We start from the raw sequence: 14352 nt of genomic DNA, 5'->3' as shown, positions 1-14352 counted from the left end.
CCCGTTCGTAGTCGTGCGGGGAGGTCGCGGAAGTTACCCATCATCGGTTCACACGTAGTGGCACCATCGCGCGATTGCTGCCAATAGTACATAATAATCCGCGTTTTGGGATTGGTACGCTGGCGAAAGATCATTGCACGAACCGGGGCACTCCCGGGGCCGTCCAGAGCAAACTCCTTGCGACTCGTGAACTCCCAGGCACCATTTCCTCCTACGCACACAGTGGGGTCATGGAAATTCTCAAATGGCCCCGCCGTCACGAGGGTCGCCAAGACTGTTTCTCCCGTGCCATTGCTGTACTCTCTTCCAATCGCCCGAGGGTATCCCAGAATTGCCAGAGTGCTTTGGGGAACGGGTTGATTTGTTCCTTCCCAGCCCGCAATGGTATCGGGCACACTGGGAAACCAGCCGCCTGCCGATTCCAGGCGTTTTTGAGAAAAAATACTGAGCGCCGCGGTAATGCCAATAATGACACTCAACTGTTTAAATACTTTTGGAGTCATGGGGAGTCCTACCGTTTCCGGCGGTTCTGAAGCTTTCGCTCGCCTCGACGAATGAGTGTTTCGAGATTTTTATTGGATGAGCCTGCAAGCTTTCCTAGCTTGTCCAGACCAAGCAGGAAAAAATTGACAGCTCGGGTTAAAGGGGTAAAGAGAATGAGGATACCTTTACCAATACTTGTTCCTGCACGAGCGGACCCCAAAAATAGCGCGTCAATGGGGCGTTGGATTGCATTGCTGAGTTTTTTCAGAGCACTTAGGAAGCCCACGACCCACTCAGGCCGTCGTAGCCTGGCCGTAACACGCGCGGTGAGTAGGGTGAGTACAAGGCTGGGAATTGTGAAAAACCAGCAGTTCGCGTAGATAAAGTAACCCGTTAAGCTTGAACTAGAGGCGACCAGCCAGCACGAAATCGCTAACTTGAGCTGATTTACGACAAATGTTATGGTCAGTCCTAAGAAGATCAGCCCCATCGTGCGCTGTGCTGAGTAGCGACGATAGAGCCCATACCCCCAGAAAAAAACAATCATTGCAAAAGATCCCTGCATCCCAGAAAGAGTGAAGGGCGTAGGGATACTTGCTCCGTCAACAGTAATATTTTCTGGGGTAATCCCCATTTGATGTCCAAGGCGGAGGACAATCCCTCTGATGATCGTGCCGTGCAAGTTAAGCCCCAGTAGCTCGACACGGGTTGTAGCACTCTCAGGAAGCCAGGGAATAACTAAAAGTAAATACAGGATGGGGGCTCGCAGTATTTTGATGACATTCTTGCCATAGACACAGACGATAACCCCAACTAACATCAGAACCAACCCAAGCACTGCGGCGACGCTTAGTCGTGAAAAATGGGCGAAAAAATAGAGGAGACTGCCACACACCAGTAGTGTCAGCGAGCCCTTTTTCTGGGGTTTTCCAACATGACGGTCCCAGTGTGTCTGCGTTGCCTGGTGTTCTTTAAAAATCGCACGTCGTCCCCAAAGAACGATACAAAAGAGGGGGAGAACGAACGGTTGTGCAGCGAGAATAGAGTAGTGAGATTTCCACCAATCGGTCATCCATTCAAATGGAATAATCCATGTTGTTAGGTAGATCAGTCCTAGAATAAACCACCTGCGCTCTTGAACAATATAGGTTTTTAGTGCTTGGAGATGTGTCATCTACTTACCCTTGACCTGATAGCGCTCCAGATCCTGAAGGGCGGGCTTGCCCCCATCGGCAAAACTTCGGCGCACAAACCCGATTTTCTCTGAGAGCCATCGGATCGACGGAAAGTGCAGAGGTTGCTCTTTTGGACGGTTCATTGTGAGTACGCTGTCAATTCTAAAACACAGAAACCGTCCTGTCCGTGTCTGCAAATTTTCTTGCGCTGTTACTCGGGTATACGCCGTGGAGATATACTCTTTCCCTTTGAAACGTACAGAACCTTTCCACGAAATTTCGTCTCCTTCACGGAGCGTTGCTTTTAGGAGAGGCAGAGGAGGAGATAGTACTAATAACTCTTGCTGTTTTTCCCCAAATGCTAGGAGGGACAAGCCACTGTCATCGTTTTTATAGACCTCTTGTCGCCAGAGAACTCCCTCGCGGAAGAGCTGAAGATGTGTACCTGTCGAGGCTCCCACTTGCTTTGGGCCGACGACTACAATCTTGTCACGCGTGGTGCGCTTTTCGTTGATACCATTCATCTCCCAGAAGGTACCAGGTGTCAGTGGCAAGAGCCTCTGGCTCGTCGTTTGTACAGGAGAAGCGATCTCTTTAAGATAGGCACTATCTTCCCCACCCGCGACCAGCTGGGGAGTGCATCCTATCAGCAGGGCAAGCAGGCTCGGTGCGAATCGGAATATCGGTTTCATTTGTTACTTCCCAAGTTCTGTTTGTAAAGACTTAAAGCAACCGTATCCAGGTTCCGACGGGCCTGGGCACCATTCTTGTCGCTAGGCAAGATGAGCATGTAAAGACGCACAAGACACAGAGGTTCCCTGTTCCAAATCGTGGCCCATCCTAGCCGAAGCCGATCCGGGAAACCTTGCTGTATACCTTGTTCACCGTAGAGGTAAGTTTTACCTGAGGGACTCTGGAGCCAGGAATAGACAAGTAAGCGGCCGTTTCCCCGTGGTGCTTTTAGCACCCAGGCCCGTAAGGGGTTATCTGCGCCAAAGAGAGTCAGTTTTCGTTGTGCTGAGAGTGACAGGGGGAAAAAAATATCTGGTTCCCTGTAGGATTCAAAAGATCGCACTGCGATTAGTTGGCAGGTAACCTCCTCATCAAGAGGGTTCTTAAATGCTACGCCACGTACCTTGGGCAGAGAAAGACGAGTTAAAAAGTCCTGAGAGAGAGGTGTGTCAATTGCTTCCCAGTTACCCACACGGGTGGGGACGTCCAGAAGCCAATCATTGGTACGTCCTAACCGATATGAGAGAAACAGATTCAGCAGGGCGACACTTGCCAGAAAAGCTCCCAGTCGCTTGATCCGCTCCGAAAGTAAACTTTGTGAGGTCATTTTTCCTCCAATGTTGTCGGATTACTGAGGAGCTTTCTTGTAACCAGGAAGATAACCGCTAGCGCACACAAGATTGCTGGAAGGGCGGGAATACTTGCCAGAGTATTTGCCACGGAAGGATTTTGCCGCGCCACCAGTCCGATCAATAATAGCCTGAATAAGTTTATTATCACAGTCGAAAATGCCGCTATAAGCAGTGTTAATAGACTTTTTAACAGAGCGATGCGCTTCCACATCAAGTAGCTGATGGTTCCAAACATGACAAAAAGAAAGACATCTATGCCACTTAGTGAAGGGGTAATCTGAAGTTGCCAACCTGATTGTTGAATGGTGACCTGAGCTCCCAGAATGCGTGTCCGAATTCCCATCAGATCTAAGCCGCCCCCTAACATGGTTGCACCTGCTAACTGGAAACGAGCAAGTAAGACAAGAAAGAGGGTATGTGGAGGAGGAACCATTAGTAAGAGGAGTAACAATGGGCTAATGACGCTGCGAAGCAGAAAAGGGCCAAAAAGATAGAATATCGTTCCTATAATAACTAGACAAAGACTAAGAATACTGACTAGAGGCAGTGAAGCAACTTGGGATAGAATCAGTCCTAGGCTCCCTAGGGCGATCAGGATCATGTTTCCAGAACGCCGTGGGTTACGTGGATCGGGGAATAGTTCCTCTAGCTCCTTGGCTGTCCGCTGCCAGTCGGGCTTGCGTGTCCAGGCAAGCAAAGCGACAACAGGGAGAACCCAGGCTTGCACAAATAACTGTGAACCGGTTTCAAACCACAAAGGAGAACATATACGAAACGGAATCCATGCCAACGCAACCCCAGGTGGAATGAGCCACCAGAGTGCGGAAGGCTGTTTCCGTGGCTGAGTATCCAAATTCTTAACATCGTTCGTCACAATATCAACCATATTACCATAATCCGCTTCCTGTAACGGGAAGCATTAGTACTTGCGAGCCATGCGTGCGGCTAGAGCAAAAAGTCCTATCAGACCCGTTAGGCAGAACGCAATAACTCCCCCAAAATAGCCGGGTACTCCCAGATACTGTGAGATCAGGGCTCCTAGAAACCCCATGACAAATGTTGCCAGGAACCAACTAACAAATGTCCACCACCAGTACGGCCTCTGATGTTTCATTGTTCCCAGACTCCTTTCTTTTTTTGACGAACTGTCTCAAGTGCCTGTAGCCCCCCGCCCCCGGGATCGAAGAGCTGTCCTTGAATACCCTCCAGCGGCTTCAGGGCGACCTCAGCATCCTCATCGCGGCCTGCTGCCAGATAGGCTTGTCCCAGAGCGATCCGCCAGCGCCAGTTACGGCCGACGTCACGCAGGAGTGGAATACCACAGAGAAGCCCTCCGAGCCCAAAGAGCAGATTGCTCAGCCAGGGACGCGCTCCCCAGAGAGGCTTGAGAAGGGTTAAGAGAAGGGCACAGGCCGCAATCCGTACGATCAGTAGTACGACGGCACGTATCTGACGGCGTAAAAGCTCCCGAAGAGCAGCACCGCGCTCGGGGAGAATCGCTTGTTTAGTCACCCTGATATTAGACCACTTGTGAAAGTCAGAGGCAAGCCCGAGGCACCCAATGCCCTCAGGCGGCACGTCCACCGGGCACCCGTGGCTCGATCACGGTCCACTCTGCAACGATAGTGTTGTCTTCAATCAGAGCGAGCAGGCGGGGGCGGCGCGGCAGGGCAAGGTCACGCTCCGCAGCCCACTGAGCAATCTCGCGGCGCGCCTCGGTGCGATCTTGCCGATCGCTGGAAACCAGGAGACAGTTTCGATTGGAGCGAGTGGGGAAGATATTAACCATGATGTTTTAGTATCGGCTCGCGTGGCCTATTCATTCAGTCGGGCGCGAAAACCTGTCAATTCTGACAGCACGGTAACGAAACGAGGAGGCAGGGCGTATAATACAACCATGTCTACCGCGCCCACTCTCGCGTCGAAGTACCAGAAACCCGCGTTCCCTTACCTGGCACCCCTCGTTCTTGGGATTTTGTTTTTTTGCCTCTATGGTGTCGGGAACTGGCCGGGGATGCCGGGATTCTCCGAGGGCAGTCAAGCGACACTAGGGTTCCTGGTGTTTCGCTGGGCGACAGATCCGAGTGCGACTCATGGCTGGCTCATTATCCCTATCGCCTCCGCCGTGGTCTGGCACAAGCGTGAGAAGCTGCGACGGATTGCGCTGCGCTCCGATAAACGCGGCCTCGCTGTGGTCGGTGTGGCGCTTGCGATGCATCTTGTGGAGAAAATCCTCGACATCAATGGGCCCTCGCCACTCTCCATCCCGATTTTTCTTGCGGGCGCTGTCTGGTATCTCTGTGGCATGGCGTGGCTGCGGGAGCTGGCGTTTCCTCTTGCCTATTTAACTTTTTTTCTGCCTATCCCCGGTGGCCTCACCCAGCCTATCTCGTTTCCATTGCGGATGATCGCAACAGGGGGGAGTAAGTGGATTGTTGAGCATCTCTTTAACATTCAGGTGCTGGGCTCAGGGATGGACATGGAGTTTGCCTTTAAGAAAACAGGCGAAATGGTGCGTGTCAAGATTGCGGATCCCTGCTCGGGGATTCACTCGCTCATGGCAATCAAGGCACTTCATGCCATTACGGCGTATATCTCGCGCCTTAAGCTCCCGTGGAAATGGGCTTTGTTCTGGCTAGCCTTGCCGATTACACTGGCCGCCAATGTCATTCGGATCACGTTGCTGATTCTGGTGTGCTCGCTCTACGATCCCAAGTTTGGTTTGGGGACTTTCCATGATGCCTCTCCCTACCCCCTTTTTATTATTGTCTTGCTCCTGCTCGTTTCCATTGGCCGTTTCCTAGAGCGTGTGACGGGTGGTGAGAAGTGGTGGAAGGCCCGCCAGGAAAAAGAAAAGTCGGAGTGGGCGCAGCTCCCCGCCCCAACAGGCTTCACACGCACGGGCACCCCGCCCCGGCTGGCGATTCTGGGGGGAATGATGGTAGCCGCACTGGCGATCTCGCTTGTGGCGTCGGCCCCTCCCGAGAAATCACCCGCTGCCGATGTTCGTTCGATCTCCGCCGAGCTAGGGCGCTGGAAATGCCCCGAGGGAGATTTTTCTGACCCCGCACTCGCCGACGCCGACTCCTACCTGATTCGCGACTATATTCGCGATGATGGCCAGCGGGTGCAGCTTCTGGTGGTCTACCGGCGCTACGGACGGCGTGAGTTCGCACACCGCCCGGATCAGTGCTTTCCTGCGGGAGGCTACATTCAGCTCAAGAAGGACGACACCACGCTGCCGTGGGCGGGGCGCGAGGACAAGGCCGTCCACATGCTCTTCGATGGGAGCGAAGTGCAGCTCACTAATGGTCAGAAAGGCTTGCCCATCACGACCGTTTCCTACTTCTTTGTCTCGGGGAACCGCAGCGAGTCGGACTTTATGCGCCAGCAGCTGATCATGGCGACGGAGCGGCTGGTTCGTAATAAGAACGGCTGGACCTTCGTGCGCCTGGTATCGCCTCGGATCACCACAGACGACGACGCACTCGCGGCGCAGAAAGAATTTATGAAGACCTTCGAGGGCGAGATCCGTAAAGTCATCACCACCGATCCTGAGACTGCGGGGAAAGAGGGCGCGTGAGCGAGCACAAACCCTTGCGGATCGCTGTTTTTGTGGGGACGAAGGGGCGTGGCTCCAACCTGATGGCAGTACATGCCGCCGCTCAAGAGGATCGCCTGAGCGCCACAGTGTGCTTGGTGGTAGGAACCAAGGCCGATGCGCCCGCACTGCTTCGTGCTCAAGAGGCAGGAATCCCCGTGGCCGTGATCGCTCTCGGGGAAGGTTATGATGTGCGCCTCCTCGCCGCTCTGGACGCTGCCAGGGCCGATACGATTGCGCTGGCGGGCTACCTGCGCAAGCTCCCTGAGCCTGTTGTGGAGCGCTTTCGCTGGCGGATTGTCAATGTGCATCCGGCGCTGCTGCCGTCGTTTGGCGGCAAGGGGATGTACGGCCACCATGTTCACGAAGCGGTGCTCGCCTACGGCTGCAAAGTGAGTGGCTGCACGGTGCACTTTGTGGACACTGAGTACGACACGGGGCCGATCTTGCTCCAGCGCACGGTTCTCGTTCTCGATGACGACACGCCAGAGACACTGGCGGCCCGCATTCTTCCCGAGGAGCACGCTGCCTACATTGAGGCCCTCCGCTACTTGGCGGAAGGCCGAGTCTCTGTAAAGGGCCGCCGAGTGCGTGTTGCCAAGCGCGACTAACGATTACAGGCGATTACGAAGGTATAAATCCACGCTGCTTGAACCACTGGGCGCACTGTTCGGGCCAGGCCAAGGTCTCTGGGAACTTTGGGCTACCCAGACCGACTCCGTGGGGGGCGTGCTCGTAAACTTGTAGTGCGAACGGGACTCCACTCGCCGCGAGGGCTGTTGCGAAGAGGAGTGCGTTCTCCACGGGAACCACCGCATCGTCGGCGGTGTGCATGATAAAGCACGGTGGCGTGGTCTTGGTCACTTTCAGGTGGTTGGAAAGATCGCGCACTAGCTCTGGCGGAGGATTGTCGCCCAGTAAGTTCCGCCGCGAGCCCGCGTGGGCGGCTTTTCCCTCCAGAGTGATCACGGGGTAGAGGAGCACCGCCAGATCGGGGCGGTCGTCGGGGCCGGTGAAATGGGTGGCGGCGGTGCTGGTGAGGTGCCCGCCCGCCGAGAAGCCTAGAATCCCGACGCGCTTGGTATCCACATTCCACTCCCGTGCTTTTGCCCGGACGGCCTTAATCGCACTGAGCGCGTCGGTCATCTCGGCAGGATGGTGGTACTTGGGGCCGAGGCGGTACTTCAAGACGGCGGCAAAAATGCCCAGCGTATTGAGCCACTTTGCGATAGGCTCCCCCTCGTGCGCCGCCAGCCCGCCGTAGCCGCCGCCGGGGCAGATAATCACTGCCGCCCCATTGGGCTTCTCGGGTGGGTAGAGTGTCAGGCTGGGAATGTCCTCGGGCGCACTGCCTAAAGAAAACGGAACTTGACCGTCGGGATAGAGAGGGACGACTGTGTTCATAGCGCCTATTTTACAGCATCCCACATCCCCTCGGCGACAGAGCCATTTCCCGTGGCATTGCATTCAAAAATACGCTAGAATCCCGGTCCGAGAGAGAATGTAATGGACGGAAGTATCTCACCCGTTTCAAAAACGACCGGATACTGTTGGCGAATTCGATTCGATTTGACCCTAGGAACCTTGTCATGCTGACTAACGGCGGTAGATGAAGTGAGTCACTGGTCGGGCAGTTTTCGTGAATTCGCCAACAGTATCCGACCGTTTTTGAAACGGGTTGAGACATATTTGACGAAGATCATATTGTATCAAGACCCGGTTGTGTAACGTGAGCATTAATTCTCATCACTAATTTCTTGAAAAATATAAATTAAAGCAAGCGTTTCCTAGGATTCTCTTTTTCACGCAAGATAATAACTTCACTCGAAGATATTTCCCATTCCCACCCTCCAAAATCTTGGCAAACATTATCCAGAAATTTCCAAAGGACAACGTGATTACTCGAAAATTCTTTCTTATCATAAGTATTAGTTTCATTCATAATTATTTTCAATCCATATTTATCACTAACAAGAATCATAATCCTTTTAATGTCCAATTTCCCATTTTCCAAATCAATGTACACTGAGTTTAATAATTTTGATTTTTTTATCATTCTATCTCTTGAAAAATTTTCATTTTTAGTTATATCTAAAATAGCTTCCACAGGACGCCCATAAGTAATTTTACTTTTATCCTTATCATAATTATTCCATCTAAAACTATATCCACCCGAATTTGAGTTCACAGAGAAGGCTAATTCTTTAATATTACTACCCATTTTAGTACGATCTTGAATTCTTATTGTAACATCTGATAAATTATTTACATCCAAGAATTCCTTCTTGATATTGGAAGCTTTATCAGCATCTAACAATGCAGAAACAGCACTTTTAATCGAATTTTTCATGCCATCAGGTAAATCTGAATAATTGAGTGCTCCTCCTGATAATATTTCACGTTTTTTGCTTGAATCAAATTTCTCAAATTGATCTACAAATGAGTTAATGCTTTGAAATCTCCTCTTCTGGTATTCATTCTGAGGAATAAAGAGATCGTCAATCCTATCTGCACCTAATGTTAACTCATAAATGGGATTGCCTTTATCGTATTTAATCCAGCGTAATCTGTATAACAAAGCATATGCTTCCATAATATCGCATATTCGTATTTTTTTAAAAATAAAAAAATCTTTAACCACGAGTAATTCGTCTTCAGTAGTACCTAAAACTAACCGTAATGATGAGTACACCCACTTAGATATGGTCTTGAAATTACCTTGAATTGGTTTTTCGATAAAAAAATCTACTAGCAACCTTTTATCCAGCCTTGAAAGAGTCAACGTGTCTTTTTCATGTCCTTGTAGCATTCTAAAAATCCTTTTAAAATAAAAAGGGATAATGATTTACACTATCCCTTAATTAGTTTAGGCGCTGTGTTCACCTGTGTCTATCGGGTCAGCACTTTGAATTGTTGCATTCGTTGATGTATTATAAACTCTTGCGGTAGCACTATACTGTTTCGTACCTGAACTATGTGGATAACTACCACCACCTGTACCTACTCCTTGACCTACATTATTTGCATAACTAACTAGTTCACCACTTTTGTCTTCCCATAGCTGCCATGACCCAGCTAATCCTGACGATGACCAACCAAATGTCACTTGAATGGATATGGAATCTGGGTTACCATGGGAATATCCAACTGAGTCAATCACAGCAGTAGCTGCCGAAGCTTTGTTTGAGTTGACACATAACAAACCGAATGCCATGATGGCATATGCAACAAACCGAAGATTCGCAAAAAACAACATTTTAACACCCCTAAACTTAATTACGAAACTCTCTGGCGCGTCTTCACGCCAAGGTATTATTGTTGAGAACTACCCGGAAATTTTAACGGGCAACTTTTGAAGGTATACCCCCAAACCGCTGCCACAACCAGTGAAATATTTCACACCATTTCTGTCCCGGACTGCGTAACATGAGTTAGGAATACCCTTTCCCAGCCATTCTAAATGGGAATATTTTTCATGCAAAGAGCCACCCACCCTGCGCGGGCGGCTCTTTAGATTCAACGAATCAGGTGGCGCTGTAGGGGCCGTTTTTAGGAAGTCCAAACTCCTTTCGGATCGCCGCGTTAGCCTTGTCGTTGTAGGGAAACGCCTTATCCGCAGCGAGCTGAATCTCGATGCGTCGGTCTAAAATACTCTTACTCAGTGCATCGGCGGCGCTATGCGAGGTCGTGGCGGTGTTCTGTGCTTGGGCCTGTGCTTCGTTGGTCGCTTTCCATGCCACCAGAGACGCGTTGAGCGCCGTGAGATCGGTGGGCTTCACACCGGGGAGCGTGTCCAGCCGGGCTTGATGCAGGATCGTCTCCGCCGCCTCCGAGAGCTCGGCGGCGCTGCGGTTCTTGAGGTTGGTGCCCACAAAGTAGCCCTTGAGCTTGTCGCGCTCCCCCGGCTTGCGCGCCCACTTGCGCTTGGCACCGTCGCTCTCGGTATGTACCTGCCGATCCGTGGTCGCCTGGACAAAGGTCGCCAGGAGTCCACGGCAGGTAGCGATCTCGTTGATGAGGTCTACTACAAAGTCGGTAGGGACATCGTTTTCGGTGAGCGTCGCCGCAATCGAGGCACGCTGCAAGTAGATCGAATCTACGCATCCGAAGGATGCCCGGCGAAGCCCTCAGCGAGAGCAATTCATTGCCTCGAAATAAGCGTCACGCGACAGGAAAAAGCAGAAACGGCGGCGAATAGTGGCGCTATGAAACGATCTGCTCTTCTTGCGGCGACTCTGGCACTGGGCAGTGCCAGCCAGGCCGATGTCTCGCTCCCCAAGCTTCTCTCTGATGGCTGCGTTCTCCAGCGGAACATCCCCGTCCGGCTCTACGGGAGCGCGGATGCGGGCGAGGTGGTGACGATCACCCTCAGGGGCAAGACCGTCAAGACCACGGCGGGCGCGGCGGGCAAGTGGCTAATGAGCTTCCCTGCACAGCCTGCCGGGGGGCCGTTTGTGATGAGTGTTAAGGGCAAGAACGCGCTCACGGTCAAAGAGGTTTATTTCGGTGAGGTTTGGGTGTGCTCCGGGCAGAGCAATATGGAGTGGCCCTTGGCGGCATCGTTTGAGGGGAAATCGGAGATCGAGAGCGAGCCCGATCCGCTGCTTCGCATGTTCACCGTGACCAAGTCTGTGGAGCTGATGCCCCAAGACGAAGTGGCGGGTGGGACGTGGCAGAGTGCGGCACCGAACACGCGCGCGGGCTTCTCCGCCGTGGGCTACTACTTCGCCAAGTCGCTGCGAAAAGCGCTGGGCGTGCCGGTCGGGATGCTGCACACGTCGTGGGGCGGCACGCGGATCGAGGCATGGATGGCGAAAGATGTCAACCTTGGGCTGGGAATGAACGCTGCAGAATTTGCCACGCCCGTTGTTGCCGCCGAAGCCAAGGCACGCTACGACAGGCTCATCGCACGCTGGAAAGCCGCCGGGGCACCGCAGGGCGTGGGCGCAGACTCGGGTCGCTCCGATAAGACGACAGGCTGGGAGCGTGGTAGCGGCGGCGATGCCTGGAAGAGCGTGAATGCTCCCGGCGAGTGGGACACGCTGGGCAACGACGAGCTGCTCGGTATAGACGGCTCCGTCTGGTTCAAGAAGGAAGTGGAGATTCCCGATGCGCTAGCCGGAAAGGCGCTGCCCCTCTCACTCGGGCCGATTGACGACCACGATGTCACGTTTTTTAATGGCCAGCAAGTGGGCGCAACCGGCGCGGAGACGCCCAACGCCTGGACGACACCGCGCAACTATAGTGTCCCCGGCGGGCTGGTCAGAAAAGGCCGTAATGTGATTGTCGTGCGTGTCTTTGATGGCTCCGGCGGTGGGGGTTTTGTGGGCAGGGCTGCTGGCATGAAGCTAGGTGCCATTGAGCTGTCAGGAGAGTGGAACTATCGAATTGAGAAAGCCATCCCCGCTAATCCGGGGCTGATGCCCGGTGCAAACCCCAACGGGGCAAGTGTGCTCTACAACGCTATGCTTCACCCGCTCAAGAACTACACCGTCAAGGGCGGAATCTGGTACCAGGGCGAGTCTAATGTGGGGCGGCACGAGCTGTATTTCAAACAAATGCCCGCCCTGATCGCCAACTGGCAGCGCGACTTCGCCGCCGCCAGCTTCCCGTTTTTCATCACCCAGCTCGCCCCGTTTGGCAACGGGGGATCGGAGCGCATCGAGTACGCCCAGCAGCGTGAGACCCAGAGCGCCGCGATGCGCACCGTCAAAGGCGGAGGGATCGCGGTGATCACGGATATCGGCAATGAGACGGACATTCATCCCAACCGCAAAGGCCCCGTCGGCGAGCGGCTTGCGCTTTTAGCCCAGAAGATCACCTACGGCAAAGATGTCTATGCGGTTGGCCCGACCTATAAAGAAGCACTGGCAGGCTTCGACAAGATGATTGTCCGCTTCGACAACGTCGGGGCGGGGCTGGAAGTACGTGACGGTGTCTGCTCCGAGAAGCCCTTGCCCGCGGGGAAGCTTGTCGGCTTTGAGATCTCTAGCGGCGACGGCGTTTTCTATCCCGCCGAGGCGAAGATTCGTAGCAAGAACGAGGTAGAGGCCTGGTCCAGCAAAGTGGCCGTGCCACGTTATGTTCGCTACGGCTACAAGAACTTCACGCTCACCAATCTTTGGAGCAAGAGCGGCCTACCTACCGACCCGTTCCGCACGGATAAATAGCTCACGCGAGATCGCTCCCATGGCCGGAACGGCCTTTGTGTCCGAGGCACGAGGACAATAAGACGCCCCCGTTCATGGGGGCGGTCTTATCGAGGCGATTTAACGAGTCGGTGCACTTTTCGCGATTGCCACTATCACGAGTACCAGGGCGATGGCGCTGGCAAATGTGACAACTCCGGCGGGCCAGACGGCGTGGCTCTTGAGAAAGCGAGGGAGCATACCGCCCAGCGCGAGAACCGCTCCGGCGAGTGCTAGACCTAGGCCGAGTTTGGCGTTATTAGTCATCAGAAATGCCCCGACTCCCGCGAGAGCGCCGCAGAGAACTCCGGCCATCACGGACATTAGGGAGCCTTTTGTGCCCCCCGCGATTCCTCCCACTACCATCAAGAGCGCGTAGGCGAAGAGGTACATTCGTGTCATATCTTGCATGGTTTCAGTGTACCGTGTCATCGCACACATCAGGTAAAATACGGCCATGCTCCCCACCTTTAATATCGGAATCGAAGAAGAGTACCAGACCATTGACCCGGAAACACGGGATCTGCGCTCCCATATCGGCACGGAACTGCTCCCCGAAGGCAGGCGTCAGCTTCAGGAGTCGGTGAAAGCGGAGATGCACCAGAGCGTGGTCGAGGTTGGAACCGGAATCTGTAACACGGTGCGCGAGGCACGTGACCAGCTCTACGAGCTTCGGCAGACCATTATTCGCCTTGCCGACAGTCAGGGACTCAAAGTGGCCGCCGCTGGGACGCACCCGTTTGCCAACTGGCGTGAGCAAGAGATCTACCCCGATGCGCGCTACGACACCATTGTGGATGACTTACAGCAGGTGGCGCGGGAGAATCTGATCTTTGGGCTGCATGTCCATATTGGAATCCCTGACAAAGAGACACGGATTCGGATTCTCAACTCGGTGCGCTATTTTCTGCCGCATATTCTCGCACTCTCTACCAACTCCCCGTTCTGGCTCGGCTACGACACCGGTTTCAAGAGCTACCGCTGCAAAGTCTTTGATAAGTTCCCGCGCACCAATATCCCCGATGCGTTTTCGTCGTGGTCCGAGTTTGAGGGCTATGTGGACTTGCTCATGAAGACGGGCTGTATTGATAACGCCAAGAAAATCTGGTGGGACATTCGGCCTCACCCGTTCTTCCCCACGATTGAGTTTCGCATCTGTGATGTGCCTCTGCGGATAGACGAGACTATCGCCCTGACGGCCCTGATGCAGGCTACGGTAGCCAAGCTCTACAAGCTTCACACGCGCAATCAAGACTACCGCCAGTACAGCCGCGCACTGCTCATGGAGAACAAGTGGCGGGCGCTGCGCTATGGAGTGACGGGTAAGCTGATTGACTTTGGCAAGCAAGAAGAGGTACCCTTCCGCGATCTGATGCAAGAGTATCTTGAATTTGTGGATGATGTGGTAGACGAGCTGGGGTGCCGTAACGAGCTAAACTATATCCACCGAATGTTAGAGAATGGCACCGGTGCGGACCGGCAGCTACGTGTCTTCAAAGAGAACGGCGGCGACTTGAAAGCTGTCGTAGATTACATGGTCG

General features: G+C 53.4%; 16 protein-coding genes. 4 read left to right on the top strand and 12 right to left on the bottom strand.

All coding sequences use genetic code 11. The features are described 5' to 3' along the window. The 7 genes from ACH2EH_RS10450 to ACH2EH_RS10420 form a co-directional block, all read right to left on the bottom strand. On the bottom strand, positions 1-503 hold a 503-nt coding region (locus ACH2EH_RS10450), incomplete at its 3' end, for an exosortase-associated EpsI family protein (protein WP_395141424.1). An 8-nt stretch (positions 504-511) separates the two neighbouring features. Continuing rightward, entirely contained in the window at positions 512-1657 is a 1146-nt protein-coding gene (locus ACH2EH_RS10445; RefSeq protein WP_395141422.1) for an archaeosortase/exosortase family protein, read from the bottom strand. Continuing rightward, positions 1658-2350, bottom strand: coding sequence for a hypothetical protein (locus ACH2EH_RS10440; RefSeq protein ID WP_395141420.1), 693 nt, complete (start codon positions 2348-2350; stop codon positions 1658-1660). A gap of 643 nt (positions 2351-2993) precedes the next feature. After that, positions 2994-3908 carry an archaeosortase/exosortase family protein gene (locus tag ACH2EH_RS10435; protein ID WP_395141418.1) on the bottom strand — a complete coding sequence of 305 codons (915 nt, stop codon included), beginning with the start codon at positions 3906-3908 and terminating at the stop codon, positions 2994-2996. A gap of 33 nt (positions 3909-3941) precedes the next feature. Then, a complete protein-coding gene (locus ACH2EH_RS10430; protein WP_395141416.1) occupies positions 3942-4136 on the bottom strand; it encodes a hypothetical protein in 195 nt (64 codons plus the stop codon). Beyond that, positions 4133-4534: a hypothetical protein gene (locus ACH2EH_RS10425; protein ID WP_395141414.1), complete on the bottom strand. Its 402-nt coding sequence runs from the start codon at positions 4532-4534 to the stop codon at positions 4133-4135. The genes ACH2EH_RS10430 and ACH2EH_RS10425 overlap by 4 nt, the downstream gene beginning before the upstream one ends. Positions 4535-4589: 55 nt before the next feature. After that, the gene (locus tag ACH2EH_RS10420) at positions 4590-4811 is read right to left on the bottom strand and encodes a hypothetical protein (RefSeq protein ID WP_395141412.1); all 222 of its coding nucleotides are present in this window, start codon (positions 4809-4811) and stop codon (positions 4590-4592) included. A 108-nt stretch (positions 4812-4919) separates the two neighbouring features. On the opposite strand from ACH2EH_RS10420, the gene ACH2EH_RS10415 reads away from it, so the two are divergent. Next, positions 4920-6605 (top strand): exosortase C-terminal domain/associated protein EpsI, encoded by a 1686-nt coding sequence (locus ACH2EH_RS10415; RefSeq protein WP_395141410.1) that lies wholly within the window; start codon positions 4920-4922, stop codon positions 6603-6605. Beyond that, positions 6602-7234 carry a phosphoribosylglycinamide formyltransferase gene (gene purN / locus ACH2EH_RS10410; protein ID WP_395141408.1) on the top strand — a complete coding sequence of 211 codons (633 nt, stop codon included), beginning with the start codon at positions 6602-6604 and terminating at the stop codon, positions 7232-7234. Before ACH2EH_RS10415 ends, purN begins: the two co-directional genes overlap by 4 nt. A gap of 13 nt (positions 7235-7247) precedes the next feature. On the opposite strand, the gene ACH2EH_RS10405 is transcribed toward purN, so the two are convergent. The 4 genes from ACH2EH_RS10405 to ACH2EH_RS10390 all read right to left on the bottom strand — a co-directional run bounded on the left by ACH2EH_RS10405 (position 7248) and on the right by ACH2EH_RS10390 (position 10708). Beyond that, a complete protein-coding gene (locus tag ACH2EH_RS10405) occupies positions 7248-8027 on the bottom strand; it encodes an alpha/beta hydrolase (protein ID WP_395141406.1) in 780 nt (259 codons plus the stop codon). Between the two features lie 367 nt (positions 8028-8394). Beyond that, on the bottom strand, positions 8395-9432 hold the full coding sequence (locus ACH2EH_RS10400; protein WP_395141404.1) for a hypothetical protein: 1038 nt from the start codon (positions 9430-9432) through the stop codon (positions 8395-8397). 57 nt (positions 9433-9489) lie between these two features. After that, entirely contained in the window at positions 9490-9879 is a 390-nt protein-coding gene (locus ACH2EH_RS10395; RefSeq protein WP_395141403.1) for a hypothetical protein, read from the bottom strand. 268 nt (positions 9880-10147) lie between these two features. Then, entirely contained in the window at positions 10148-10708 is a 561-nt protein-coding gene (locus ACH2EH_RS10390) for a hypothetical protein (protein WP_395141401.1), read from the bottom strand. Positions 10709-10828: 120 nt separating this feature from the next. Here ACH2EH_RS10390 and ACH2EH_RS10385 point away from each other — a divergent pair, with 120 nt between their 5' ends. Continuing rightward, entirely contained in the window at positions 10829-12793 is a 1965-nt protein-coding gene (locus ACH2EH_RS10385; protein ID WP_395141399.1) for a sialate O-acetylesterase, read from the top strand. A 99-nt stretch (positions 12794-12892) separates the two neighbouring features. On the opposite strand, the gene ACH2EH_RS10380 is transcribed toward ACH2EH_RS10385, so the two are convergent. Beyond that, on the bottom strand, positions 12893-13222 hold the full coding sequence (locus ACH2EH_RS10380) for a TMEM14 family protein (protein WP_395141397.1): 330 nt from the start codon (positions 13220-13222) through the stop codon (positions 12893-12895). Positions 13223-13268: 46 nt separating this feature from the next. Between ACH2EH_RS10380 and ACH2EH_RS10375 the strand changes: the two genes are divergently transcribed. Next, on the top strand, positions 13269-14352 hold a 1084-nt coding region (locus ACH2EH_RS10375; RefSeq protein ID WP_395141395.1), incomplete at its 3' end, for a carboxylate-amine ligase.

Source organism: Armatimonas sp. (genome assembly GCF_043760365.1).
In the GTDB taxonomy this organism is placed as follows: domain Bacteria; phylum Armatimonadota; class Armatimonadia; order Armatimonadales; family Armatimonadaceae; genus Armatimonas.
This window is presented reverse-complemented; position numbering and strand designations above follow the sequence as displayed.

Coding starts and splice junctions, on each gene's coding strand:
- ACH2EH_RS10385 (WP_395141399.1), top strand. CDS start 10,829: ATGAAACGATCTGCTCTTCTTGCGGCGACTCTGGCACTGGGCAGTGCC.
- ACH2EH_RS10400 (WP_395141404.1), bottom strand. CDS start 9,432: ATGCTACAAGGACATGAAAAAGACACGTTGACTCTTTCAAGGCTGGAT.
- ACH2EH_RS10395 (WP_395141403.1), bottom strand. CDS start 9,879: ATGTTGTTTTTTGCGAATCTTCGGTTTGTTGCATATGCCATCATGGCA.
- ACH2EH_RS10380 (WP_395141397.1), bottom strand. CDS start 13,222: ATGCAAGATATGACACGAATGTACCTCTTCGCCTACGCGCTCTTGATG.
- ACH2EH_RS10420 (WP_395141412.1), bottom strand. CDS start 4,811: ATGGTTAATATCTTCCCCACTCGCTCCAATCGAAACTGTCTCCTGGTT.
- ACH2EH_RS10430 (WP_395141416.1), bottom strand. CDS start 4,136: ATGAAACATCAGAGGCCGTACTGGTGGTGGACATTTGTTAGTTGGTTC.
- ACH2EH_RS10415 (WP_395141410.1), top strand. CDS start 4,920: ATGTCTACCGCGCCCACTCTCGCGTCGAAGTACCAGAAACCCGCGTTC.
- ACH2EH_RS10445 (WP_395141422.1), bottom strand. CDS start 1,657: ATGACACATCTCCAAGCACTAAAAACCTATATTGTTCAAGAGCGCAGG.
- ACH2EH_RS10440 (WP_395141420.1), bottom strand. CDS start 2,350: ATGAAACCGATATTCCGATTCGCACCGAGCCTGCTTGCCCTGCTGATA.
- ACH2EH_RS10435 (WP_395141418.1), bottom strand. CDS start 3,908: ATGGTTGATATTGTGACGAACGATGTTAAGAATTTGGATACTCAGCCA.
- ACH2EH_RS10405 (WP_395141406.1), bottom strand. CDS start 8,027: ATGAACACAGTCGTCCCTCTCTATCCCGACGGTCAAGTTCCGTTTTCT.